The following is a 24,735-nucleotide window of genomic DNA, read 5'->3' on the forward strand; positions in this document are numbered from 1 at the left end:
AAGGGGCGCGCGCGTACCGTGATGAGAAGGCGGAGGCGCAACCCGCCGGACCGATGGAGCAGTCATGAGAGCGACGAAGCCGGACTGGGACAGGGCAGTCGGCCGGTTCAGAAGCTGGGATCCGGAGACCACTCGCAGGATCAGTTGGGGTGCCGTCGCGATCATCACCTCGGCGCTCGTGTGGCCGCTCCTGGCGCCCGGCGGGGAGGTGGCGCCCACCCCCAGCAGTCCACGGAGCACGACCGAGGTTGCGGGAGTTCCGCTGGCTGCCGACAGCACCGAGTCGGACTGCGCCGTGGTGGGCGGTCCGCAGGATCCTCCCCCGGCAGGACTTGCTGCCGTCTCGACGAGTGTGGTGGGCCGGAACGCCATCGTGGAGTCGATCCGTTGGGCTCGGACCACGCGCGAAGGACTCTGGGGCGTGGCAGCGGTCGCCGAGTGTGGCGCAGTGCGCCTGGACGCAGTCTGGACCGAACCCACCGGCCAGAGGCGCCGACACAACATCAGTCACACCGGGCGACCCGTCATCGGCGTCGTGGCCGACGGTGTGGACGGCGCGATCTCGGTCTACACCGTCCGAGGGACCGCCGAGGGGTCCATTTCGGCGTTGTTGCACATCAGCACGGATCGGGGCGCGACGTGGCAGGAGCGCTCGGTGCCCCCATCCGCCGAGGCCCACGTCCGGGCTGGTGTCCTGCCCCCGAGCTGGAGCGAGTGGAGCGTCGCGAGCTGACGCCCGAGCGCGGGTGGGGTCAGTCCTCGCGCATCGGGATGCGGATGCCCTGGTCGGCCGCCGTCTGGTCGGCGATGTCGTAGCCCGCATCGACGTGGCGGATGACGCCCATCGCGGGGTCGTTGGACAGGACCCGGGCGAGCTTCTGCGCGGCCAGCTCGGTGCCGTCGGCCAAGGACACCTGACCGGCGTGGAGGGACCGGCCCATGCCGACGCCGCCACCGTGGTGGATCGACACCCAGCTCGCGCCACTCGACGTGTTGACCAGGGCGTTGAGCAGGGGCCAGTCAGCGATGGCGTCGGACCCGTCGGCCATCGACTCGGTCTCGCGATAGGGCGAGGCCACCGAACCTGTGTCGAGGTGGTCGCGGCCGATGACGAGGGGAGCGCTCACGTCGCCCTTGCGGACGAGCTCGTTGAACGCCGCACCAGCCTTCTCACGCTCACCCTGACCGAGCCAGCAGATGCGAGCAGGCAAGCCCTGGAACGCAATTCGGTCCTGCGCGCCCTTGATCCACTTGTGCAACCGCTGGTTGTCGGGGAAGAGGTCGAGCACGGCGCGGTCGGTGGCGGCGATGTCCTTGGGGTCACCCGAGAGCGCTGCCCAGCGGAACGGGCCCTTGCCCTCACAGAACAGCGGGCGGATGTAGGCCGGGACGAATCCGGGGAACTCGAACGCCCGCTCGTAGCCACCCTGCCGGGCCTCGTCGCGGATCGAGTTGCCGTAGTCGAAGACCTCGGCGCCGGCATCCTGGAACTCGACCATCGCCTGAACCTGCCTGGCCATGGACGCACGCGCGCGGTCGGTGAACTCCTCAGGCTTCTTGGCGGCATACTCCGGCCAGTCCTCGAGCGCGATGCCTTCGGGGAGGTAGGACAGCGGGTCGTGCGCCGACGTTTGGTCGGTGACGATGTCGATGGGCACGCCGCGACGCAGCAGCTCCGGGAAGACCTCGGCCGCGTTGCCGACGACCCCGACGCTCCAGCCGCGCTTCTCGTCCTTGGCCTTGACTGCCTTGTCGATGGCCTCGTCCAGTGAGTCTGCGACCTCGTCGAGGTAGCGGTGCTCGACCCGACGACGCAGTCGCGCCTCGTCGACGTCGACGATGAGGCAGGCGCCCTCGTTCATCGTGACGGCGAGGGGCTGCGCGCCACCCATGCCGCCGCAGCCTCCGGTGAGGGTCAAGGTGCCGGCAAGCGTTCCGCCGTACCGCTTCTCGGCGATCGCGCCGAACGTCTCATAGGTCCCCTGGACGATCCCCTGGGTCCCGATGTAGATCCAGGACCCAGCGGTCATCTGCCCATACATCGTCAGACCGAGCTGCTCCAGCCGGCGGAACTCGGGCCAGTTCGCCCAGTCCCCCACGAGGTTTGAGTTGGCGATGAGGACCCGCGGCGCCCACTCGTGAGTCTGCATGACACCGACGGGCTTGCCCGACTGCACGAGCATCGTCTCGTCCTGCTTGAGCGTGCTCAGCGTGCGAACCATCGCGTCAAAACTGTTCCAGTCACGTGCTGCTCGTCCCGTGCCGCCATAGACGACGAGGTCGTCGGGGCGCTCCGCGACCTCAGGGTCGAGGTTGTTCATCAGCATCCGCAGCGGCGCCTCGGCGCCCCAGTGGGTCGCGTGGGTGAGGGACGTCCCTCGCGGGGCTCGAACGGGGCGGGCGCCTTGCATGGATCCTCCTGGGAGAGACGGGGACTGCGAACGGGTATGCCGTTGCGCACCTTCATTGGACACCCGCCGGACCCTGAGCCGATGGCTGGAATCGGCGAACGCGTCTGGGATACCAGACCAACGCGTCAACGCGACTGCGCCGATCGAGGATCAGCCCACTGGGGAGTTGCTGTAGCAAGAGTCCGGCGCGGACTCGGTCGAGCGTTGAGCGGAGTGTTCCGCACGTAGCTGCGCTTCGCGACGCTACGCAGTCAGAAATCCGTGGATCGCAGCAGCTGTCGCTGTCGAGTTCTGAAGCATCGGAAGGTGGCCCGTCGCCATCTCCTGCGACCATTGCGCGCCGAGACGCTGAGCGAAATGGCGCTGAGACGCGAGCGGCAGCTCCTTGTCCTCGGTCGTCAGCACGAAGCCTCGGCGACCGGACCACCTGTGCTCTCCGACCTCGTCCTTGTAGAGGCCTACCGATTCAGGGGTGAACTCCCTGACTACGCGTTCCACGATGTCGTCGCTCAGACCTGTGCCGAGACCCTGACGGATGGCATTGGCCGGAGGTCGCGTACCCGCAAGCCGCATGGCGGCGGCAAGGACCCACCGCTTCGGCGCTGGCATCGCGGACACGAACGATCCGCCAGCTGCGGGAATCACAGCGGAGATTCCGAGGAAGGCTGTGACTCGCTCCGGAAGGAGCCGTGCGATCTCGGCACCGATCACGCCACCTGAGGAGTGCGCCACCAGGGCAAACCTGCCCGCGGGTGCAGCCCCTACCGCGGACTCGACGTAGTCGGCCAACCGTGCATTGGAATGTTGAGGGGGCCGCGGCGCAACTGCCGTATCTGAGCCCACCTCTGCACGCACCTCGTCCCAGATCCAGGGAGAGAGGCCAGCGCCGCTAAGGAACAAGATCGGGTGCGCATCAGTCATGTTGAACATCATTCCGGACGAGGGTGTCACCTGTATGTCACTATTTTCAGGATGAACCGAACCGACAGACTTTTCGCACTCCGCGAGGAGTTGCGGTGGGCGGGCCGAAGCGGCCGCACCGCTGAGCGGCTTGCAACGGTGTTCGAGGTCAGCGTCCGCACCATCAAGCGGGATATCGCCGCACTCCAGCAGTCAGGCTTCCCCGTGCGGGCCAGACCCGGTCCGGGTGGTGGCTACGCCGTCGATCAAAGCGCGACGCTCCCGCCCATCAACTTCACGGAGTCGGAAGCTGCAGGCCTCGCCGCGGCCGCCGCAGCGAGTCACGGGCAGCCCTTCGATCAGCACCTCCGTGCCGTGCTGAAGAAGGTTCTTGGAGCGATGGACAGACCTGCCCGCCAACGTGCAGTCTCCCTGACGAATCGAGTGTGGATCGATGTCAGCCCGGACCGACGAAGTAGTCAGAACTTGCGCCGAATCGAGCAGGGCCTGGCGGAGCAGCGCGTCTTGGCCCTCCGATATTGCGACAGGAACGGGAAGCAGTCGCAGCGACGGGTCGACCCCGTGCTCCTGGCTCACACGGACGGCAACTGGTACCTCGTCGCCCACTGTCGCACCGCGGAGGCGATCCGCTGGTTTCGCCTCGACCGAGTCGAAGCTGCCAACCTCACGAAGGAGCGAGCCGCCACGGTTCCAGTCGACAACGTCGGCCGTCCGCCGTCGACCGCCAGACCGCTGGGCGATCTCTAGGCCAAGCTCACCAGACAAGTCGGTCGGGATCTTCGCGTGAGAGCAGGGTTTGAGAGCCTCCATCAGACGAAGCGACCGGTGGCGACGCGGGAGACCGTCGATGGGTGACACCTGCGGCGACCAGCATCGCCTCCACGCGGCACCCATCTTGCTTTCCGAGAAGTGGAAGATATTATCCATACATCGGAAATGATCCCTCACAATGGAGTGCCCAGTGGACACCGTCGATCCTCGCCTCATCCTCGAACTCACCGCTGAGCTCGACACCCAGTTGGCCCGCGCCGACGCTGAGCTCGCTGCCCAATTCCCGGGCGAGCGACCCGGCCGCCAGCCGATCCACACCGTCTATGTCCCGGCCGATCGCTTCACAGCCGACCTTGCCCCCGCTTGGGGAGCCGAAGCGATCGCAGCGATCGACACCCACCTCGATGTCTGGCGGGACCTCGTCGCCGATGACGCGGTGAGCGACCTCGTGCGCGCCAAGCTCGCCACGGAACCGATCGAGGACCTGCGCATCGACCTCGAGGACGGCTACGGCAATCGTGGCGACGAGGCCGAGGACGCCGACGTCACCGGTGCCGCACGGGCACTCGTCGACGCACAGGCGAGCGGCACCGCACCGCAGCTGCACGGCATACGCTTCAAGTCTTTTGAAGCACCCACGCGAGCGCGAGGGGTGCGATCCCTCGTCGGCTTCGTCTCCGAGCTCGTCGCGGGCGGCGGATCGCTCGACCGCTTCGTCACGACCCTGCCCAAGGTGACGAGCGTCGAACAGGTGCGCGCGATGGTCCACGCGTGTGAGCGGCTCGAGTCCGCCCTCGACCTGTCACCGGGAACACTGAAGTTCGAGATCCAGGTCGAGACACCGCAGTCCATCCTCGGGCCCGACGGCACCGCGCTCGTAGCGCCGATGATCCACGCCGGCGCCGGCCGGGTCACGGCCTTCCACTACGGCACCTATGACTACAGCGCGTTCTGCGGCATCGCGGCGCAATACCAGTCGATGGAGCACGCCGTCGCCGACCACGCGAAGCTCGTGATGCAGACGGCTGCGGCGGGCACGGGCGTGCGGCTCTCCGACGGGTCCACCAACATCCTTCCCGTCGGGGACGACGACGCCGTGCGCGCCGCGTGGCAGCTGCACCACCGGCTGGTCGGGCGCTCTCTCGAGCGTGGCTACTACCAGGGCTGGGACCTCCACCCGGCACAGCTGCCCACGCGGTATGCCGCGACCTTCGCCTTCTATCGCGGCGGGTTCGAGCGGGCTGCCCGTCGGCTGAGCGACTACCTGGGACAGGTCGGCGGCGGCGTCATGGACGAGCCCGCGACCGCGCGCGCCCTCAGTGACTTCATCGTCAGGGGTCGCGACTGCGGCGCACTCACGGCAGGCGAGGTCGCGTCGGGCACCGGACTGGACGAGCAGGCACTCACGGCGCTGGCCCGACCCATCAGGTCCTGAACCCGGAACGGGCGGGCTCCGGCCTCATCCACAAAGTTCCCTCTGGGCCATTGACGGACCCCGCCGACCGTCCTACTATTTCCGGCAGTCGGTATAAAGTTTCCGGTTTATGGAAACTAGCTTCCTCTTGATCACGACAAAGACGTCGGACTCGGCCGCGGGAGTCTGATGCACAGGAGCGCAGCATCATGACCACCTTCCTCGGATCGAACCAGTACGGCAAGGCGGAGAACCGGGTCGTCCGCATCTATCGCGAGACCGACCGGCACGAGATCCGCGACCTCAATGTCTCGACCTCGTTGCGGGGTGACTTCGACGAGGCGCACACCACTGGCGACCAGGCCAAGATCCTCCCGACCGACACCCAGAAGAACACGGCGTTCGCCTACGCCAAGGAGCACGGCGTCACCTCCCCCGAGGACTACGCCATCGCCCTCGGCACCCACTTCCTCGACGCCGCCCCCGCAGCCACCGCTGCCCAGATCAGGGTCGAGGAGTATGTCTGGGACCGCATCACGGTCGACGGCAGCGAGCACGACCACAGCTTCGTCCGCCGCGGCACCGAGACCCGCACCTCCGTCGTGACCGTCGAGGGACGCGGTTCCGACCAGCAGATCTCGGTTCTCGGTGGCCTCACCGACCTCACCGTCCTCAAGTCGACCGGGTCCGAGTTCAAGGGCTACCTCAAGGACAGCTACACGACCCTGCAGGAGACCGACGACCGCGTCATGGCGACCTCGCTCACGGCCCGGTGGCGCTACGACCTCGACACGATCGACGACGTGGCGGGCTTCGACTGGGACGCAACCTACGAGAGCATCCGCTCGATCCTGCTTGCAGCCTTCGCGCGCACCCACAGCCGAGCGCTCCAGGAGACGCTGTTCGTCATGGGCGACGACACCCTCAAGGCACACCCCGAGGTGGCCGAGATCCGGTTCGCCGCACCCAACAAGCACCACTTCCTCTATGACCTCTCGCCCTTCGGCACCGAGAACAACGGTGAGGTCTTCATGGCGGCCGACCGGCCCTACGGGCTCATCGAAGCCACCGTGACGCGCGATGGCGCATCGGACCCCGGCGCGGCCTGGACCGCAGTCCCGGCTTTCACCTGATCCACGGGCCACAGGCCACAGGCCACAGGCCACGGTCTCCAGCGCACCACAGCCGGAGGCAGCGCGATCGGCGCGCCCCCCAAAATTGGCACTACCAGTGAAGGTGTGACATGAGCACGAGCACAAGCACGAGCACCACCGGGACGCGCCCAAAGGGCGCCGTCCACCCCGTCGACGAGGTGCTGCCCCCGCAGCAGCTCGCGATCTACGGCTTCCAGCACGTGATGGCGTTCTACGCCGGTGCCATCATCGTCCCCATCCTCCTCGCGAACGCGATCGGTCTCAACGAGGAGCAGTTGATCCACCTGATCCAAGCTGATCTCTTCACCTGTGGCATCGCCTCCATCTTGCAGGCCGCCGGTATCTGGAAGATCGGCGTCCGCCTCCCCCTCCTCCAGGGCGTGACCTTCACGGCCGTGTCCCCGATGATCGTCATCGGCCTGGACTACGGCGCGGACCCGACCATCCAGGACGCTGCGGCCCGCGCGGAGGCCGGCGCCGCCTCGCTGCCCTACATCTACGGTGCGGTCATCGTCGCCGGGCTCTTCACGCTGCTCATCGCGCCCTTCTTCAGCAAGCTGGTGCGCTTCTTCCCGCCGGTGGTCACCGGCAGTGTCATCACCATCATCGGCGTCGCCCTGCTGCCGGTGGCGGCCTGGGACGCGGGCGGTGGCGTCTTCGCCTTCTACAACCCCGATGTGGTGCCGGCCAACCTCACGTTCGGCAGCCCCACCAACCTGGCCCTGGCCTTCGGCACCATCACCCTGATCCTGCTGGTCACCCGGTTCGGACGCGGGTTCCTGAGCACGGTCGCGGTCCTGATCGGCCTGGGTGTCTTCACGGCGATCGCGGCCTTCATCCCCGACGGATCGGGCGGTCGGGTCGCCGACTTCAGCGGCGTGGGCAACGCCGACGTGGTCGGGTTCACGGCGCCGTTCTTCTTCGGTGCCCCCAAGTTCGCGGTGCTGCCCATCCTGTTGATGGTCGTGGTCATGCTCATCACCGCGGTCGAGACCACCGGTGACGTCTACGCGACCGGCCAGATCGTCGAGAAGACGATCAAGAAGTCCGACATCGCCGCTGCGCTGCGAGCGGACGGCCTTGCTACCGCGCTGGGCGGAGTGATGAACTCCTTCCCCTACACGTGCTTCGCCGAGAACGTCGGGCTGGTGCGACTCACCAGGGTCAAGAGCCGCTGGGTTGTGGTCACAGCCGGCGTCATCATGATCATCCTCGGCCTCATCCCCAAGGCAGGCGCAGTCGTCGAGGCCATCCCGCACGCGGTTCTCGGCGGTGGTGCGCTGGTGATGTTCGGCACCGTGGCCGCGGTCGGTATCCAGACCCTGGGCCGCGCGGACCTCACCGACCACCGCAATGTCGTCGTGGTGGCCACCGCACTGGGCGTCGCCATGCTCCCGGTGGGCACCGCCGCGATCGGCGGCGACTCGCCGTTCTTCGACCAGCTGCCCAGCGCGTTCGCCACCTTCCTGAACTCCGGCATCACCGCCGGCTCCGCGGCCGCCATCCTGCTCAACCTGGTCCTGAACTACTACGGCGGACGCCGGGACGAGGCCAAGGCTGCGGCCGCGGACATCCGCAAGGTCAACGCGATGAGCAAGGCGGAGTTCGTCGCGTTGGTGAGCCCGTCCTACCAGGGCGAGTCCGGCATCGCAGAGAAGGTCGCCGACCGCCGGCCCTTTGCCGACGCCAACGCGCTGCGAGCGGCCATGCAGGACGAGTTGTTCGCCCTGAGCACCGAGGATCAGACCGCACTGATGCGCAGCTACCCCACGTTGGCCGGCGAGGACCTGTCGACCACCGACCGCGAGGACCGGTCGTACACCGACCAGGCGGCGGCTGGGCTGACCTTCCTCGGCGAGGACGAGGCGATGACCTTCGGGGAGATCAACGTCGCCTACCGCCAGAAGTTCGGCATCCCGCTGATCGTCGCGGCTCGTGAGCTCAGCTCTGACCAGGTGCTCGAGCAGGCCTGGCAACGACTGGACAACTCTGCGACCCAGGAGCACGCGGCCGCCCTGCTGGAGATCGCGAAGATCGCCAACCACAGGTTGGCGGACTCCGTGGCTGACACGGCCCCCCTGAGGGAGTCCGGGTCCGCGAAACTGCAACGAACCCACTGATCAGTCGCGGGGCCGGGTGTGATCCTGCACCCGGCCCGGCGGCCTTCCCCGAAGGACACTTGTGCCCGACCTCACGCAGTTCAACAACACCGACGCCACGGCGCTACGTGCTGCCCTGATGCGGCTGACCGCGTCCCCCGCATGGGCGGACGCGTTGGTGGCAGGGCGACCGTATGCCGACGTCGACAGCCTGTTTGCCGCCTCCGACGACAGCGTGACCTCCCTGGTCGAGTCCGAGATCGATGCCGCGCTGTCGGGCCATCCCCGGATCGGGGAGTCGGCCGCCGGCCTGGACGCCGAGTCGAAGGCCCGTTCGGCCAGGGAGCAGTCCGGGATGGCCGAGGCCGACCACTCCCTGCAGGACGCGATGGCACGAGGCAACGCCGACTACGAGCAGCGATTCGGCCGCATCTACCTGGTGGCAGCGGCCGGACGCAGCGCCGAGGAGCTGGTGCGCCTGCTTCGCGAACGTCTCGGCAACGACCCTGAGGCAGAGCTCGACGTCGTCCGCCGGGAGCTGGCACGCATCACGCGGCTGCGGCTGGCCGACATGGACGCGGTGACCGGCAACCCACTCGTCCCAGCCTCGACCGATCCGGCTCGTCCACCCCAGGAAGGGACCCCATGAGCATCTCCACCCACGTCCTCGACACCTCCCTCGGCCGCCCGGCCGCAGGGATCGCCATCACCCTCGCCTCCATCGACGGCACCGAGCTCGCGACGGCCACGACCGATGCCGACGGACGGGTCGGGACGCTCGGACCCGAGGTGCTCGACGCCGGTGACTACACCCTCACCTTCGCCACGGGCGACTGGTTCGCCCAGTCGGGTGTCCGCGGCTTCTATCCGCACGTGAGCATCGCGTTCACGGTCAGCGACGGCTCCGATCACTACCACGTGCCAGTACTGCTCAACCCCTATGGTTACTCGACCTACCGCGGCAGCTGAACCAATCGACCAGGAGTTCTCTTCATCAGCGCGACCTGACCAGGGTGGCTCGCACCCTCAGGCCGGTGGCTCGGGCGCCTGCCTGTGGCTGGGTACGACGATGCCCGCCTCGTAGGCAAGGACAACTGCTTGGACGCGGTCGCGGACCCCGAGCTTGGCGAGGACCCGGCTGACGTGCGTCTTGACCGTCTCGTCGGTCACCGTGAGCCGATCGGATATCTCGGCGTTGGACAGGCCAAGAGCGACGAGGTGCAAAACCTCGTGCTCGCGTGGCGTCAACGCCCCAAATGTCGCGCGGTCGCCGGAGCGCGAGCTCCCATCGTCCCGCGGGCCGGCGAGGGTCGCCCCCTGTCGAACGAAGGCCGTGATGAGCCTGCGGGTGACGGTAGGCGCGAGGAGCGCGTCCCCGGCAGCGATGACCCGCACCGCCTCGAAGAGCTGCTCGGCCGTCAGGTCCTTGAGCACGAACCCGCTCGCACCGGCATTGAGTGCGTCGTAGACGTGAACGTCGAGGTCGAATGTCGTCATGACCAGCACCCGGGGTAGCGGCGCCGTCCCGCCAAGGATCTGCCGCGTGGCCTCGATGCCGTCGAGCACGGGCATGCGCACGTCCATGAGCACCACGTCAACGGCCGTGTGCTGGCACTGTCGCACCGCGTCGGCACCGTCCGATGCCGTGCCCACGACATCGATGTCGGGCTGGGTGCCGAGGAGCGCAGCGAAGCCTGCTCGGACGACCTCGTGGTCATCGACCACGAGCGTCCTGATCATCGTCGAATCCCGCTGTCGCGCAGGGTTGTTGGCAACAGTGCGTCGAGCACGAAGCCACCGTTGGGGCCATCGCCCAGACGCAGTTCGCCTCCGACCATGACGACGCGTTCACGCAGTCCACGAATGCCGTGTCCCGCTGCCAGGCCTGAGGCAGCGGCGCCCGGACCGTTGTCGCTGACCCGGATGCGCAGACCGCGCTCGTCGTAGGCGACGAGGACCTCTGCGGTCGAGCCCGGGGCGTGCCGGCGCACGTTGGTGAGCCCTTCCTGAACGATCCGGTATGCCGTGAGCTGGGTTCCCGGGTCGAGTGGCACGGGCGTGCCGCGGACGACGAGAGACGCAGGCGTGCCCGCCCCCGTGTCGGCGGCCTCGACCAGCTCACCGATCTGGTCGAGGCCGGGCTGCGGCACCCGAGCGTTCGGGCCCTCGGAGTCGTGGAGCCCGTCGTCGTCGCGGAGCACCCCCAACAGTCGACGCATCTCGGTCAGTGCCGTGCGAGCGATATCACCGATGTCCTTCAGTCGCTGCTCGCCTTCCGGGTGGAGCTCGGGAGTCGTCAGCCTGGCGGTCTCCGCCTGCACAGAGATCATCGAGAGGTGGTGCGCGACGACGTCATGCAGCTCGCGGGCAATACGAGCCCGTTCACCACGCGCCGAATGGAGCAGCTCGGCCTCGGCTCGCTCGCGCTCGGCCTCGGCCCGATCGGCCCTGTCACGCCGCGCCCGCACCGTCCAGCTGGTGCCCAAGGAGAGCAGGACGGCTAGTCCGAGGACCAGAGAGGCGGGGTGCATCTCGGGCAGGAAGAAGCCGGAAACCTCATCCGTCGTCGGCAGCACAGAGCCGTCGGGAGACCCTGTGACGGAAGCCGGCCCGGAGGTGCTCGTAGCAGAAGTCCCGAGCGCTGCGATGACAGCACACACCACCGCCGAACCCGCGACCACGGGACCTGGCGCGGACTGAGCCACCGCCCAGCCCAACAGGATCTGGGCGGCCACGACGCCCCAGGGTGCATGGCCGACGACGATGGCGAGCGCGACCGCCGCGCCGAACGCGACCACGGCGGCCGTCGCAGCTGCCGCCCCCGGCGGACGTCCGAACCGGAGCCCGACCGGAAGGGTCGCAGCGAGCGCGAGGGTGATCCGGATCGGGACAGCGACGTCGACCGTGGGAAGGAGCAGTTCCTCGACTACGGCGAGCGCGGCCAGCGCGGCAACGAGCCCCCCTCGGGCGAGGTCGTGCCGGAGCTGCGCGCGCATGAGGCCATTGTTGCCTCTGGCTCAAGGCCAGGCGTCCCCCTTCGGGGCCACCAGACCTCACCCCTGCGGGGGACGCCGACCGCGCCTTCCCTCTGTCTGGCGACAGGGCAGTCCGCTCTTCAGGGTGACGACCAGGCGAACGAGAGTTCCTAGCGTTCACATCATGGTTGCTGGTATCGAAGTACACGGGCTGACCAAGCGTTTCGGACGCATCGTCGCCGTCGACGACGTCACCTTCTCCGTGCCTCACGGACAGGTCACCGGTTTCGTCGGACCCAATGGGGCCGGCAAGACCACCACGATGCGCGCGATCCTCGGGCTCGCGTCGCTCCAGTCCGGAACGGCCCTGGTCGGAGGGCGGCCGTACCGCGAGCTGAAGACACCGCTTCGCGAGATCGGAGCGCTGCTCGACGCGTCCGCCATCCACCCCGGCCGCCGGGCTCGGGACCACCTGCTCTGGCTCGCGCAATCCAACGGCATCGCAAGCAGCCGCATCGATGAGGTGCTCGAGCTCGTCGGGCTCACGAGTGTTGCGCGCCAGCGTGCAGGCACCTTCTCACTCGGGATGCGCCAGCGTCTCGGCCTGGCTGCAGCCATGCTCGGGGACCCTCCAGTGCTCATTCTCGACGAGCCGGTGAACGGCCTTGATCCGGAAGGAATCTGGTGGTTCCGGGAACTCCTGGGTCGTCTTGCCGGGGAGGGACGGGCCGTGCTCGTGTCGAGCCACCTCATGAGCGAGCTCGAGGGCACGGCGGATCGCCTGCTCGTCATCGGGCGTGGACGCCTGCTCGCCGACACCGCGACCGAGGACTTCATCGCGGGTGCCTCGCAGCCGGGTCAGCGCGCCACCTTGGAGGAGGCCTATCGCGGGCTGACACAGGAAGCCGTGGAGTTTCGGGGCGCTGCGCGATGATGGCCGCGATCCGTTCCGAGTGGACGAAACTGTTGACCGTGCGGTCGTGGCAGCTCTCGCTCTTGGCCTCGATCGCCCTGACCCTGCTCGTCTCGCTTATGGGTGCCGCCGGTAGCAGCACGGACTCCAACGAGCATCCACCGCTCAGGGCACCGGACGGCATAGCCGTCAAGGACGCCTTCCACTTCGACCACACCACCCTCGAGGGCGACGGGTCGATCACCGCCCGCGTCGCCTCCTTCAGTGGAGTCAAGGAGTTCCCCGCGTGGGCCAAGGCCGGTGTCATGGTCAAGGAGAGCACTGAGCCCGGCTCGCGCTATGCGGCGGTCATGACCACGGCTGAGCACGGTGTCCGGCTCCAGTGGAACTACGTCGGCGACCGAGCCGGCGCGGGGCCGACCGGCCCGGACGGACGCACCCCGTGGCTGCGCATCACGCGTGACGGTGCCCGCGTCTCCGCGCATCAGTCCACCGACGGAACCGCCTGGAAGGAGGTCGGCAGCGTCGCCGTCGGCTTCACGGCGTCCTCGGTCGAGCTGGGACTCTTCGTCGCCTCGCCGATGTACCTCACGACTGAGCGTGGGATCGCAGGCTCCTCCGCCGGCGCCTCCTCGACGCAGAGCACCGCGTCGTTCACCGACGTGTCCGTCAGCGGAACCACGCGTGGAGAGTGGCGATCCGAGGACATCGGTTCCACGGGCGAGGGCCCGCCGACGACGGAGGGTTCGACCACTCCGACATCAGCAGCAGCAGCGGGCACCTTCACCCTCGTGGGTTCGGGCGACATCGCACCAGATGGGGAGCCTGACAACGCGACCAGGCTCGGCCTCTCGGGCGCCTATCTGGGCGTCATCCCCGTCATCACCCTCGCCGCCCTCCTCATGACCGCGGAATACCGCAGCGGCATGGTCGCCACGACGGTGGCCGCGACCAGCCGACGTCATCGGGTGGTGCTCGCGAAGGCCACGGTCATCGGTGTCGCCGCGTTCCTCTCGGGGCTCATCGCCTGCGTCGCTGCCTATCTCGTGACCCAGCCGATCCTGCGGGACAACGGATTCGCTCCGCCCACCTTCCGCGCGACGTCGCTGACCGACCCGGACACGCTCCAGGCCGTAGTGGGCAGCGCCGCCGTGATCGGCCTGGTCGGTGTGCTCTCGCTCGGCGTCGCCACGATCGTGCGCCGGAGTGCCCCGGCCATCACTCTCGTCATTCTGGTGATGGTGCTGCCGCAGCTTCTTGTCGCAGCCCTCCCCGTCGGCGCAGCCCGGGTCATGCTCCAGGTCACCCCCGGCGCCGGCTGGTCCGTGCAGCAGACCGCGACGCGGTTCCCGCAGATCGAGTCCTTCTGCCTTCCTGAGGACGGCTGTGTCTTCGATCAGCCCGTCGTGGGCCTTGGTGTCACTGCCCTGTATGCCGTGATCGCACTCCTCGTCGCCGGCTACGCCTTCCGTCGGCGGGACGCGTGAGCCTCGTTCACGCACTGAGGGCCGAGGGCACGAAGCAGCGGACCGTGCCCGCGACGGTCTGGCTGATGCTCGCGACCGCGGCCGCCCTTGCGGCCCTCGGACCTGCGATCGTGAGCTCGATGGACGCCGCACGCTGTCCGCCGGCCGGGTGCCCTCGCGATCTGGTCCGGGTTGCCCTGACGGGCACCTGGCTCGCGCAGACGACAGTCGCCCTGACGGGAGTCCTCGCTGCCACGGTGGAGTTCGCGACCCAGACGGTCGTGACGACTGTGACGGCCGTGCCGCCGAGGTGGCGGGTCGTGCTCGCGAAAGCTGTCGTCGTCGCGGTGGTCACGGCGGCGGCAACGGCTATCGGGGCAGGGGTGGCATTCGGTCTCTCGCGCCTGCTCGCGGATGACTCGCGATTTACGCACGCCGCGGGCTTCGCTCCCCTGGACCTGTCCGGTCCGTCGCTGCGCGCCCTCGGCGGCACGGTGGCCTACCTCGTCGCGGTGGCTCTGATCGGGCTCGGCGTCGGCCTGCTCCTACGGGATACGGCATGGGCCACCTCGACGGTGATGGGGCTGCTCTTCAGCGTTCCCGTGCTCATCACCTTCATCGGTGACCCCGAGTGGAACGAGCGACTGCAACAGGTCGCTCCGACTGCGGGGCTCGCAGTCCAGGCGACGCTGGGCCTGAGTGAGCTCCCCATCGGGCCGTGGCGAGGTCTGCTGGTGACGACCGCCTATGCCGCCGTCCTGCTCGCGCTCGGCACCTGGGCCTTCGCTCGCCGGGACCCCTGAGCACGCGCTGCCCTCACCCCAGGTGCTGAGCACTTCGGAGCCTGGCCCGTGGACCACATGGGCTCCCTGGGTTGGCTCGGTTCCGACGTGTGGTTCGCCCATGGGATCCAGTTCGACGATGCCCGTATAGCTGAGACTGACCCGCGCAACCCCCGACTTCTTGCCCCGTTGGGACACGAGGAGCGCAGCGACGAGGTCCCAACGGGGCGCGAAGTCGCCGTCTCAATCCCGATCCCCGGTCTTGACGGCCCCCCGTCTTGCCCTCTACTCTCTCACTAGTTGGAAATACTTTTCCACATTACGGAAGTCCAGGAGATGACATGAACGCCGACCACGGCCTGCGGTTCCTCGCGAACTGCTCGATGCTCTTCACCGAGCTGCCCCTGCTCGAGCGCCCCGCGGCGGCCCGCGCCGCCGGCTTCGACGCCATCGAGTTCTGGTGGCCCTGGCCGGACCAGCCGACTCCGCCGCAGGCCGAGATCGACGCCTTCGTCGCAGCAGTGCGTGACGCCGGGGTCCAGCTCGTCGGGCTCAACTTCTTTGCCGGAGACCTTGCAGGTCCCGACGCCGGGGTCCTCTCGATCCCCAGTCGCTCGGAGGAGTTCCGGGCCAACCTGCCCGTCGCCATCGCGATCGGTGAGCAGCTCGGGGTGAGCGCCTTCAACGCGCTCTATGGCGTCCGCGTCGACTCCGCGACACCGCAGGAGCAGGACGAGCTCGCTCGCACCAACCTGGGTCTCGCCGCCGATGCCGCCGCGTACATCGGAGCCACCGTGCTCGTCGAGCCGGTGAGCGGACCCAAGGCCTATGCGCTGCGCACCGCCGCCGACGCAGTGGCAGTCGTCGGCCGCGTGCGGGCCGACGGCCACGACAACGTGGGCTTCCTCTGCGACCTGTTCCACCTCGCCAACAACGGCGACGACCCCGCCGCCGCGGTCGCAGCTCACACCGGCGTCATCGCCCACGTGCAGATCGCCGATGCCCCCGGGCGCGGCGAGCCCGGGTCTGGCGGCCTCGACCTCGACGCACTGCTCACCGACCTCGCCGCTCGTGGCTACGACGGCTGGGTCGGCCTCGAGTACAAGCCGACCACCACGACCGACGAGAGCCTCACCTGGCTCCCGATCGAGCGCCGCAGCACCGCCACCTCCACCTCACGCACCGCCTGATCGCCACCTCCGAAGGAGAACTCACATGTCACGCATCGCCTTCATCGGCCTGGGCATCATGGGCAGCCCCATGTCGGTCCACCTGCAGAACGCTGGCCACGACGTCGTCGGCTACAACCTCACCCCGGACCGCACCGCGGACCTCATCGCAGCGGGCGGCACCGCCGCCGGATCCATCGCCGAGGCCGTGTCCGACGTCGATGTCGTCGCCGTGATGGTCCCCGACAGCCCCGACGTCCGGGACGTCCTCGAGGGTGAGGACGGAGTCTTCACCAGTGCCAAGCCGGGCACCCTCATCATCGACTTCTCGAGCATCCGGCCCGACGTTTCCGCTGCCCTTGCCAAGCAGGCGACGGCCCACGGCTTCCCGATCCTCGACGCTCCCGTCTCGGGAGGCGAGGCCGGCGCCAAGAACGCCGCCCTGTCGATCATGGTCGGCGGGACCCAGGACGTCTTCGACACCGCCAAGCCCATCCTCGACGCGGTCGGCAAGACCGTCGTGCTCGTCGGGCCCCACGGCGCCGGCCAGACCGTCAAAGCCGCGAACCAGCTCATCGTCGCGACCAACATCCAGGCCGTCGCCGAGGCCGTCGTCTTCCTCGAGGCCTACGGCGTCGACATGGAGGCCTCGCTCGAGGTCCTGGGTGGCGGGCTCGCGGGCTCGGCCGTGCTCAACCAGAAGAAGCAGAACATGCTCACCCGCAACTTCGACCCGGGCTTCCGGATCGACCTGCACCACAAGGACATGGGCATCGTCACGAGCGCGGCTCGCGAGGCCGGCGTGGTCCTTCCCGTGGGCGCCGTCATGGCTCAGCTCATGGCCAGCGCCCGCGCCAACGGCGACGGCGGCCTCGACCACTCCGGTCTGCTCCGCGGCGTCGAGCGCCTCTCCGGCGCAGACCTCACCTGACACAAACGACACCCGCCGGGTATGCCGCACAGCCGGCTTCACGGCATACCCGCCCCTTTGCGCACCACACCAGACAGGACACGACCATGGCACGGATGAAGACCGCCGAAGTTGCAGTCGAGATCATGAAGAAGGAGGGCATCACCAACGTCTTCGGGCTCCCCGGTGCTGCCATCAACCCGTTCTACAAGGCGATGCAGACGCAGGGCGGGTTGCACCACACGCTCGCGCGACACGTCGAGGGCGCCTCGCACATGGCAGAGGGATACACCCGTGCCAAGGCCGGCAACATCGGCGTCTGTGTCGGCACGAGCGGCCCGGCCGGGACCGACATGATCACCGGCCTCTACTCCGCATCGGCCGACTCGATCCCGATCCTCTGCATCACCGGGCAGGCTCCGGTCGCCAAGCTCCACAAGGAGGACTTCCAGGCGGTCGACATCGCCTCGATCGCCAAGCCGCTCACCAAGATGGCGGTCACGGTGCTCGAGCCGGCCCAGGTCCCGGGCACGTTCCAGCAGGCGTTCCACCTCATGCGTTCCGGTCGACCGGGGCCGGTCCTCATCGACCTGCCCATCGACGTGCAGCTGGCTGAGATCGAGTTCGACATCGACACCTACGAGCCGCTGCCCGCGTTCAAGCCGGCCGCGAGCCGCAAGCAGATCGAGAAGGCACTCGACATGCTCGCCGCGTCGGAGCGACCCCTCATCGTCGCCGGTGGCGGCATCATCAACGCCGACGCCGCCGAGCTGCTCGTTGAGTTCGCCGAGCTCACCGGCGTTCCTGTCGTCCCGACCCTCATGGGCTGGGGCACCATCCCCGACGACCACGAGCTGAACGCCGGCATGGTCGGGCTCCAGACCTCGCACCGCTACGGCAACGAGACGATGCTCGCGTCCGACTTCGTGCTCGGCATCGGCAACCGGTGGGCCAACCGCCACACCGGTGGCATCGACACCTACACCAAGGACCGAAAGTTCGTGCACGTCGACATCGAGCCGACCCAGATCGGTCGTGTCTTCGCGCCGGACTTCGGGATCGTCTCTGACGCCAAGGCCGCGCTCGCGCTGTTCGTCGAGGTCGCCAAGGAGCGCCGCGACGCCCTGACGGACCGATCGGCCTGGAGCCAGGACGTCCGCCAGCGCAAGCAGAAGCTGTGGCGCAAGACCAACTTCGACGTCACCCCCATCAAGCCGCAGCGCGTCTACCAGGAGATGAACAAGGCCTTCGGCAAGGACGTCCGCTACGTCTCGACGATCGGCCTCTCGCAGATCCAGGCCGCGCAGATGCTCCACGTCTTCAAGGACCGTCACTGGATCAACGCCGGCCAGGCCGGACCGCTCGGCTGGACCGTCCCGGCAGCGATCGGTGTCGCCACGGCCGACCCGGACGCGACCGTCGTCGCGATCTCGGGCGACTACGACTTCCAGTTCATGCTCGAGGAGCTCGCCGTCGGCGCGCAGTTCAAGGTCCCCTACATCCACGTCCTCGTGAACAACGCCTACCTCGGGCTCATCCGCCAGGCGCAGCGCGGGTTCGAGATGGACTACTGCGTGCAGCTGTCCTTCGACAACATCAACAGCCCGGAGCTCAACGGCTACGGCGTCGACCACGTCAAGGTGGCAGAAGGCTTGGGGTGCAAGGCGATTCGCGTCTTCGACCCCGAGGAGATCCTGCCGGCCCTCGAGCAGGCCAAGAAGCTCATCGTCGAGCACCGCGTCCCCGTCATCGTCGAGGTGATCCTCGAGCGCGTCACCAACGTCTCGATGGGCACCGAGATCAACAACGTCGTCGAGTTCGAGGAGCTCGCCGACAGCGGCGCCGACGCCCCGACCGCGCTCTATGCCAACCTCGACTGAGCGTCATGACCCGGGTCCTGCTCGCCCCTGACAAGTTCAAGGGGACACTCACGGCCGCCGAGGTGGCCGAGCACCTCGGTCGCGGACTGCGGGCGGCCCTGGGCGATGTCGAGGATGGAGTGGCCATCACTCGGGTCGCCGTCGCGGACGGTGGTGACGGGATGGTCGCGGCCGCGCTCGAGGCCGGCCACACCGAGGTCGCCGTCACGGTGAGCGGCCCGACCGGGACACCGCGGCAGGGCACGTATGCCGTGTCCGGCACCGGAGCGGTCATCGAGATGGCCGGCCTGTGCGGGCTCGCCCTGCTCGGTGGCGACCTCGCGCCGCTTACGGCGTCCAGCCGAGGTCTGGGCGACGCGCTGGCCCACGCCCTCGATGCCGGCGCCGAGCGCGTCGTCCTCGGGATCGGCGGGAGCGCCTCGACCGACGGCGGCGCCGGCATGCTCGCCGCCCTCGGTGCCCGGACGTTCGACGCGTCCGGGCAGGAGCTCCACGACGGTGGTGGAGCGCTCGCTTCGGCGGCTCGGGTCGACCTGACCGGCCTGCACCCCCGGCTCGCCGACATCGAGCTCCTCGTGGCCTGCGACGTCGACAACCCGCTCACGGGTCCGCGGGGGGCCGCCGCGGTCTATGGCCCGCAGAAGGGCGCGGACGCCGAGCAGGCGGCGGTCCTGGACGCGTCACTGGGGCGGTGGGCCGACCTCCTCGACACCGCAACCGGTGCCGAGGGACGGGACGTCGCCGGCGCCGGCGCTGCCGGCGGAGTCGGGTATGCCGCCCTGGTCGCCCTGGGCGGTCAGCTCCGGCCCGGAGTCGAGCTGGCGCTCGACCTCACCGGCTTCCACACGGCGCTGGACGGCATCGACCTCGTCATCACCGGCGAGGGATCACTCGACGAGCAGACCCTCAATGGCAAGGCACCCGCGGGAGTGGCACGCGCATCGCGAGCACGCGGCATACCCGTCGTGGCCGTCGCGGGTCGGTGCGAGCTGAGCCCAGAAACGTTGGCAACAGCCGGGATCGAGCGTGCGTGGGCACTCACCGACCTGGCCACCGAACCGGACGAGGCGTTCCGCGCCCCCGGACCACTGCTCGAGCGGGCTGGCGCCGAGATCGGCCGTTGGCTCCTCGAACGAGACAGGGAAACCTCATGAGACTTGCACGCATCGGCGAACCGGGCCGCGAGACACCGGTGGTGGAGATCGACGGCGTCCTGCGCGACCTGTCCTCCGTGACCGCTGACATCGACGGCACGTTCCTCGACACCGTTCTCCCGGGCCTGGATCCACGCGGCCTCCCGGCGTTCGACAGTGCCGGCGCTCGCTTCGGTCCCCCGGTGGCGGGACCGAGCAAGGTCATCGGGATCGGGCTCAACTACCGGTCGTATGCCGCGGGGCTGGGTGTCGACCCACCCGCGTCCCCCGTGGTGTTCCTCAAGGCGCCGTCGTCGGTCTGCGGGCCGACCGATGCCATCGAGCCGCTGCCGGGCTCCACGAGCACCGACTTCGAGGTCGAGCTGGCCCTCGTCATCGGGCACCGTCTGCGCGGGCTCGTCGATCGCGACACCGCCCTGGCCGCCGTGGCCGGCTACACCCTCGCCAACGACGTCACCGACCGCGACCTCGCTGCCGGTGGCGGGCCCTGGGCCAGGGGCAAGTGCGCCGACACGTTCTGTCCGCTCGGCCCGTGGCTCGTGACGCCCGACGAGGTGAACGACCCGGGCTCGGTCAACCTGCGGCTGTCGGTCAACGGGATCGGGATGCAGGACGGGTCCACCTCGGACATGGTCTTCGACGTCCCCGACATCCTCGTCCACCTCAGCGGCCTCATGACCCTGGAGCCCGGCGACGTCATCCTCACCGGCACGCCCGTGGGGACCGCGGTCACCCGGGCGGAGCCGCGGCCCTACCTGCGCGACGGCGACCTCGTCGAGGCGGACGGTGGTGTTCTCGGGCTCCACCGCTCCCCTGTGGGCGCCGGTGGTCCACGATGAGGGGCGTGGAGAGCGATCTCGTCATCAGGGCACCGCGGGCCGTCATCGACGGTCGGGAGTGTCCGGCCGTGGTGTCAGTGCGCGAGGGGCGCATCGTCGCGATCGACGCCCTCGATGCATCCGACACGTTCGACGGTGCCCTCGGAGAGAACAGGACCGATGGAGTCCAGGTCGTCGAGCTGACCGACGACGAGGTCCTCCTGCCGGGGCTCGTCGACACCCATGTCCACGTCAACGAACCCGGACGCACCGACTGGGAGGGCTTCGCCAGCGCCACCCGGGCTGCGGCTGCCGGTGGCGTCACGACGATCATCGACATGCCGCTCAACAGCATCCCGTCGACCGTGACGGTGGACGCGCTTCGGGCCAAGCAGGAGGTGGCCGCTCCTCAGGTCCACGTCGACGTGGGCTTCTGGGGCGGCGCAGTGCCAGACCACCTTGGCGACATTGAGGCCCTGCACGAGGCCGGAGTCTTCGGGTTCAAGTGCTTCCTCGCCGACTCCGGCGTCGAGGAGTTCCCGCCCCTGGACCCCGACCAGTTCCGGGCAGCCATGACCGAGACCGCCCGACTGGGCGCGCTGCTCATCGTGCACGCCGAGGACGCGGGGACCCTCGAGGCTGCTGTCCCCGCCAGCGGACGCGCCTATGGGGACTTCCTCGCGTCACGCCCACCCACGGCCGAGGACGTCGCCATCGGCCTGGTCATCGACGTGACCCGCGAGACCGGCGGCAGGTCGCACGTCCTGCACCTGTCGAGTGCCAGCGCGCTGGCGAGCCTGCGCGCAGCCCGGGCCGAGGGCCTCGACCTCACCGTCGAGTCGTGCCCGCACTACCTCGCCCTGGACGCCGACGAGATCGCCGACGGTGCCACCCAGTTCAAGTGCTGCCCACCGATCCGGGACCACACCAACCAGGACGAGCTGTGGGCGGGGCTGGTCGCCGGCGACATCGACTACGTCGTGTCCGACCACTCGCCGTCCACTGCCGACCTCAAACAATTCGACGTCGGCGACTTCGGACTGGCCTGGGGAGGGATCGCCTCCCTCCAGCTCGGGCTTCCCGCCATGTGGAGCGCTGCCCGCGAGCGCGGACTCCCCCTGGCCGACGTGGTGCGGTGGATGGCGACCGCCACGGCGGACCGGGTCGGCCTGCACCACAAGGGCCGCCTCGCGGTCGGGGCCGATGCCGACTTCGTCGTGTTTGCCCCCGAGGAGGAATGGGTGGTCGACGTGACTGCCCTGCACCACAAGAACCCGGTGTCGGCCTGGGCCGACCACAACCTTCACGGTCAGGTACGACAGACCTGGCTGCACGGCATACCCATCACCACCGACAGCGCACCCGGTGGCCGGTTGCTCACGAGAGGACAGCGATGACTCACTACTACGCACCCCAGGGCGGCCTGCCGCCGCAGACCCAGCTGACGACCGACCGGGCCCGGTTCACGACCGCGTATGCCGTCCTGCCCAAGGGCACGATGACCGACATCGTCACCTCGCTGCTCCCGTTCTGGGAGGGCATGCGGATGTGGCTCATCGCGCGCCCGCTCAGCGGCTTTGCCGAGACCTTCAGCCAATACATCGTCGAGGTCTCGCCCGGTGGTGGGTCGGACCGGCCCGAGCTCGACCCCGGCGCCGAGGGCGTGCTCTTCGTCGTGGCCGGGACGCTCGAGCTCACCCTTGGAGATGAGGTGCACCAGCTCGCACCCGGTGGCTATGCCTTCATCCCGCCCGCGAGCGAGTGGACCCTGCACAACCGCGGAGACGAGGTGGCGAGCTTCCACTGGATCCGCAAGGCCTACCAGCACGTCGACGGCATTGACGTGCCGCCGGCCTTCGTCACGTCCGACGCCGACGTCGAGGGTGGCGAGATGCCCGGCACCGACGGCGCCTGGACGACCCAGCGCTTCGCCGACCCCACGGACATCCGCCACGACATGCACGTCAACATCGTCAACTTCGAGCCCGGCGGCTCCATCCCGTTCCCCGAGACCCATGTCATGGAGCACGGCCTCTATGTCCTCGAGGGCAAGGCCGTCTACCTGCTCAACGAGGACTGGGTCGAGGTCGAAGCCGGTGACTTCATGTGGCTGCGGGCGTTCTGCCCCCAGGCCTGTTATGCGGGCGGTCCGGGGCGGTTCCGCTACCTGCTCTACAAGGACGTCAACCGGCATGCGACGCTGAGCCGCCAGTTCGTGTGATCGCCCCAGCCATGGCTCATCTCGCTTAATGGAAAAGTTTTTCCAAAGTCTTCACTTGCGCACCGCCCGTCGGTACCCTGAGAGCATCCCGTCGTTCGCATGGACAACCGGCGGGTCGCCACTTCGCAACCATGCTCCCGACTGTTCACGGTCGGGACGATGTCGATGAGGAGTTGGCAATGCAGCCAACGGTCTTGGTCAACGGCGCACCGCTGACTCTCGCGGGCGTCACGCCCCACACGACGACGCTCGATTGGCTGCGCAACAGCGGCCTGACGGGGGCCAAAGAGGGCTGCGCCGAGGGCGAGTGCGGCGCCTGCTCGGTCATGGTCGCCAGGCCCGGCGTGAGCGAGGGTGCGAGCACCGAGTGGGTTGCGATCAACGCCTGCCTCATCCCTGCGGCCGGACTCGACGGACAAGAGGTCGTGACCGCCGAAGGACTCGGGTCCGCAGGCGCCCTCCACCCCGTCCAGCGCGAGATGGCGGACCGTGGAGGCTCCCAATGCGGCTACTGCACACCGGGATTCGTCTGTTCCATGGCCGCTGAGTACTACCGTCCGGGGCGTGCCGAGGGCATCGTGGCTGGGGAGCATGACGAGAACGCCGAGCACGGCGCCAACGGATTCGACCTGCACGCCCTCAGCGGCAACCTCTGCCGATGCACCGGCTACCGCCCCATCCGCGACGCCGCCTACGCCCTGCCCGATGCGCCGGCCTTCGACGACGCCCTGGCCTCACGCGCCACGGACCCCACCCCCGCGCCAGTGCACACGCACCTCGAAGCCGACGGAGCGGCATACATCCGTCCTGCCACGCTCGAGGAGGCCCTCACGCTGCTCGCCAAGCGCCCGGATGCCGTTCTCGTGGCGGGTTCGACCGACATCGGCGTCGAGCTCAACATCAGGGGCTCACGGCCCCCGCTGCTCGTGGCGATCGACCGCCTGCCCGAGCTGGGTGGCCTCGACGAGGACGCCGACGAGATCCGCATCGGCGCGGCGCTCACCCTCACCGAGATCGAGCGGCGACTCGACGGACGGGTGCCCCTGCTCGCCCAGCTCTTCCCGCAGTTCGCCTCGCGGCTCATCCGCAACGGCGCGACCATCGGGGGCAACCTCGGGACCGGCTCGCCGATCGGGGACTGCCCGCCGGCCCTGCTCGCTCTCGACGCCCGGCTCGTCCTGGTGAGTCACCGCGGCGAGCGGATCGTGCCCCTGTCCGAGTACTTCACCGGCTATCGACAGACGGTCAAGCAGGCCGACGAGCTGATCCGCGAGATCCGTCTGCCCCTCCCCCTGGCCGGGCACACCGCCTTCCACAAGATCGCCAAGCGCCGCTTCGACGACATCTCCTCCGTCGCCGTCGGATTCGCCGTGGACGTCGTCGACGGAGTGGTCCAGCAGGCGCGAATCGGGCTGGGCGGGGTGGCCGCCACTCCGGTGCGCGCCACCGCTACCGAACAGGCGCTCGTCGGTCGACCCTGGGACACCCAGAGCGTCGACGCCGCCGCCGAGATCCTCGCGAGCGAAGGCACTCCCCTGGATGACCACCGCGCCTCGTCCCGCTATCGCGCCGCGATGCTCGGACAGTCCCTGCGCAAGTTCCATGCCGAGCACGCGGCCACCGAGGGGGTCCCCGCATGAGCCACCTCTCCGCGCTTCCACACCAGGGCGTCTCCGG

Annotated in this window: 22 protein-coding genes; 18 read left to right on the plus strand and 4 right to left on the minus strand. The window is 68.8% G+C overall.

Annotation, left to right across the window (positions count from 1 at the left end):
- Positions 1-64: 64 nt before the first annotated feature.
- Positions 65-733, plus strand: a complete 669-nt coding sequence (locus tag V6K52_RS18145; protein WP_353951516.1) for a hypothetical protein — start codon at positions 65-67, stop codon at positions 731-733.
- Between the two features lie 19 nt (positions 734-752).
- Here V6K52_RS18145 and hutU read toward each other — a convergent pair whose 3' ends face one another.
- Together hutU and V6K52_RS18155 are read right to left on the minus strand one after the other, a co-directional pair.
- Positions 753-2,411, minus strand: a complete 1,659-nt coding sequence (gene hutU, locus V6K52_RS18150; protein ID WP_353951517.1) for a urocanate hydratase — start codon at positions 2,409-2,411, stop codon at positions 753-755.
- A 243-nt stretch (positions 2,412-2,654) separates the two neighbouring features.
- Complete coding sequence (locus tag V6K52_RS18155) at positions 2,655-3,344, minus strand: alpha/beta hydrolase (RefSeq protein WP_353953807.1); 690 nt, start codon at positions 3,342-3,344, stop codon at positions 2,655-2,657.
- Between the two features lie 39 nt (positions 3,345-3,383).
- Here V6K52_RS18155 and V6K52_RS18160 point away from each other — a divergent pair, with 39 nt between their 5' ends.
- The 6 genes from V6K52_RS18160 (at position 3,384) to uraH (ending at position 9,739) form a co-directional block, all read left to right on the plus strand.
- Positions 3,384-4,079 carry a WYL domain-containing protein gene (locus V6K52_RS18160; protein ID WP_353951518.1) on the plus strand — a complete coding sequence of 232 codons (696 nt, stop codon included), beginning with the start codon at positions 3,384-3,386 and terminating at the stop codon, positions 4,077-4,079.
- A gap of 271 nt (positions 4,080-4,350) precedes the next feature.
- Entirely contained in the window at positions 4,351-5,538 is a 1,188-nt protein-coding gene (locus V6K52_RS18165; RefSeq protein ID WP_353953808.1) for an aldolase, read from the plus strand.
- Positions 5,539-5,726: 188 nt separating this feature from the next.
- Positions 5,727-6,650 (plus strand): factor-independent urate hydroxylase, encoded by a 924-nt coding sequence (gene pucL, locus V6K52_RS18170; protein WP_353951519.1) that lies wholly within the window; start codon positions 5,727-5,729, stop codon positions 6,648-6,650.
- A gap of 110 nt (positions 6,651-6,760) precedes the next feature.
- Positions 6,761-8,791 (plus strand): 2-oxo-4-hydroxy-4-carboxy-5-ureidoimidazoline decarboxylase, encoded by a 2,031-nt coding sequence (gene uraD / locus V6K52_RS18175; protein ID WP_353951520.1) that lies wholly within the window; start codon positions 6,761-6,763, stop codon positions 8,789-8,791.
- Between the two features lie 61 nt (positions 8,792-8,852).
- Positions 8,853-9,419, plus strand: coding sequence for a 2-oxo-4-hydroxy-4-carboxy-5-ureidoimidazoline decarboxylase (uraD, locus tag V6K52_RS18180; RefSeq protein WP_353951521.1), 567 nt, complete (start codon positions 8,853-8,855; stop codon positions 9,417-9,419).
- Positions 9,416-9,739, plus strand: a complete 324-nt coding sequence (gene uraH, locus V6K52_RS18185) for a hydroxyisourate hydrolase (RefSeq protein WP_353951522.1) — start codon at positions 9,416-9,418, stop codon at positions 9,737-9,739. Before uraD (V6K52_RS18180) ends, uraH begins: the two co-directional genes overlap by 4 nt.
- Before the next feature lie 57 nt (positions 9,740-9,796).
- Here uraH and V6K52_RS18190 read toward each other — a convergent pair whose 3' ends face one another.
- Together V6K52_RS18190 and V6K52_RS18195 are read right to left on the minus strand one after the other, a co-directional pair.
- The gene (locus tag V6K52_RS18190) at positions 9,797-10,510 is read right to left on the minus strand and encodes a response regulator transcription factor (protein WP_353951523.1); all 714 of its coding nucleotides are present in this window, start codon (positions 10,508-10,510) and stop codon (positions 9,797-9,799) included.
- Entirely contained in the window at positions 10,507-11,766 is a 1,260-nt protein-coding gene (locus V6K52_RS18195; protein WP_353951524.1) for a histidine kinase, read from the minus strand. Before V6K52_RS18195 ends, V6K52_RS18190 begins: the two co-directional genes overlap by 4 nt.
- Before the next feature lie 163 nt (positions 11,767-11,929).
- Between V6K52_RS18195 and V6K52_RS18200 the strand changes: the two genes are divergently transcribed.
- From V6K52_RS18200 to V6K52_RS18250, 11 genes are all read left to right on the plus strand, one after another.
- On the plus strand, positions 11,930-12,679 hold the full coding sequence (locus V6K52_RS18200) for an ATP-binding cassette domain-containing protein (protein WP_353951525.1): 750 nt from the start codon (positions 11,930-11,932) through the stop codon (positions 12,677-12,679).
- On the plus strand, positions 12,676-14,145 hold the full coding sequence (locus V6K52_RS18205) for a hypothetical protein (RefSeq protein ID WP_353951526.1): 1,470 nt from the start codon (positions 12,676-12,678) through the stop codon (positions 14,143-14,145). The genes V6K52_RS18200 and V6K52_RS18205 overlap by 4 nt, the downstream gene beginning before the upstream one ends.
- Positions 14,142-14,927 (plus strand): hypothetical protein, encoded by a 786-nt coding sequence (locus tag V6K52_RS18210; protein WP_353951527.1) that lies wholly within the window; start codon positions 14,142-14,144, stop codon positions 14,925-14,927. The genes V6K52_RS18205 and V6K52_RS18210 overlap by 4 nt, the downstream gene beginning before the upstream one ends.
- 320 nt (positions 14,928-15,247) lie before the next feature.
- Positions 15,248-16,096 carry a TIM barrel protein gene (locus V6K52_RS18215; protein ID WP_353951528.1) on the plus strand — a complete coding sequence of 283 codons (849 nt, stop codon included), beginning with the start codon at positions 15,248-15,250 and terminating at the stop codon, positions 16,094-16,096.
- Positions 15,978-17,006 (plus strand): 2-hydroxy-3-oxopropionate reductase, encoded by a 1,029-nt coding sequence (locus V6K52_RS18220; protein WP_353951529.1) that lies wholly within the window; start codon positions 15,978-15,980, stop codon positions 17,004-17,006. The genes V6K52_RS18215 and V6K52_RS18220 overlap by 119 nt, the downstream gene beginning before the upstream one ends.
- An 86-nt stretch (positions 17,007-17,092) precedes the next feature.
- Complete coding sequence (gene gcl, locus V6K52_RS18225; protein ID WP_353951530.1) at positions 17,093-18,865, plus strand: glyoxylate carboligase; 1,773 nt, start codon at positions 17,093-17,095, stop codon at positions 18,863-18,865.
- A gap of 5 nt (positions 18,866-18,870) precedes the next feature.
- Positions 18,871-20,019: a glycerate kinase gene (locus tag V6K52_RS18230; protein WP_353951531.1), complete on the plus strand. Its 1,149-nt coding sequence runs from the start codon at positions 18,871-18,873 to the stop codon at positions 20,017-20,019.
- On the plus strand, positions 20,016-20,858 hold the full coding sequence (locus V6K52_RS18235) for a fumarylacetoacetate hydrolase family protein (RefSeq protein WP_353951532.1): 843 nt from the start codon (positions 20,016-20,018) through the stop codon (positions 20,856-20,858). Before V6K52_RS18230 ends, V6K52_RS18235 begins: the two co-directional genes overlap by 4 nt.
- A 5-nt stretch (positions 20,859-20,863) precedes the next feature.
- Positions 20,864-22,234 (plus strand): allantoinase AllB, encoded by a 1,371-nt coding sequence (gene allB / locus V6K52_RS18240; protein WP_353951533.1) that lies wholly within the window; start codon positions 20,864-20,866, stop codon positions 22,232-22,234.
- Positions 22,231-23,058: a bifunctional allantoicase/(S)-ureidoglycine aminohydrolase gene (locus V6K52_RS18245; RefSeq protein ID WP_353951534.1), complete on the plus strand. Its 828-nt coding sequence runs from the start codon at positions 22,231-22,233 to the stop codon at positions 23,056-23,058. Before allB ends, V6K52_RS18245 begins: the two co-directional genes overlap by 4 nt.
- 179 nt (positions 23,059-23,237) lie before the next feature.
- Positions 23,238-24,698 carry an FAD binding domain-containing protein gene (locus V6K52_RS18250; RefSeq protein ID WP_353951535.1) on the plus strand — a complete coding sequence of 487 codons (1,461 nt, stop codon included), beginning with the start codon at positions 23,238-23,240 and terminating at the stop codon, positions 24,696-24,698.
- Positions 24,699-24,735 lie beyond the last annotated feature (37 nt).

Source organism: Knoellia sp. S7-12, assembly GCF_040518285.1.
Classification (GTDB): Bacteria; Actinomycetota; Actinomycetes; order Actinomycetales; family Dermatophilaceae; genus Knoellia.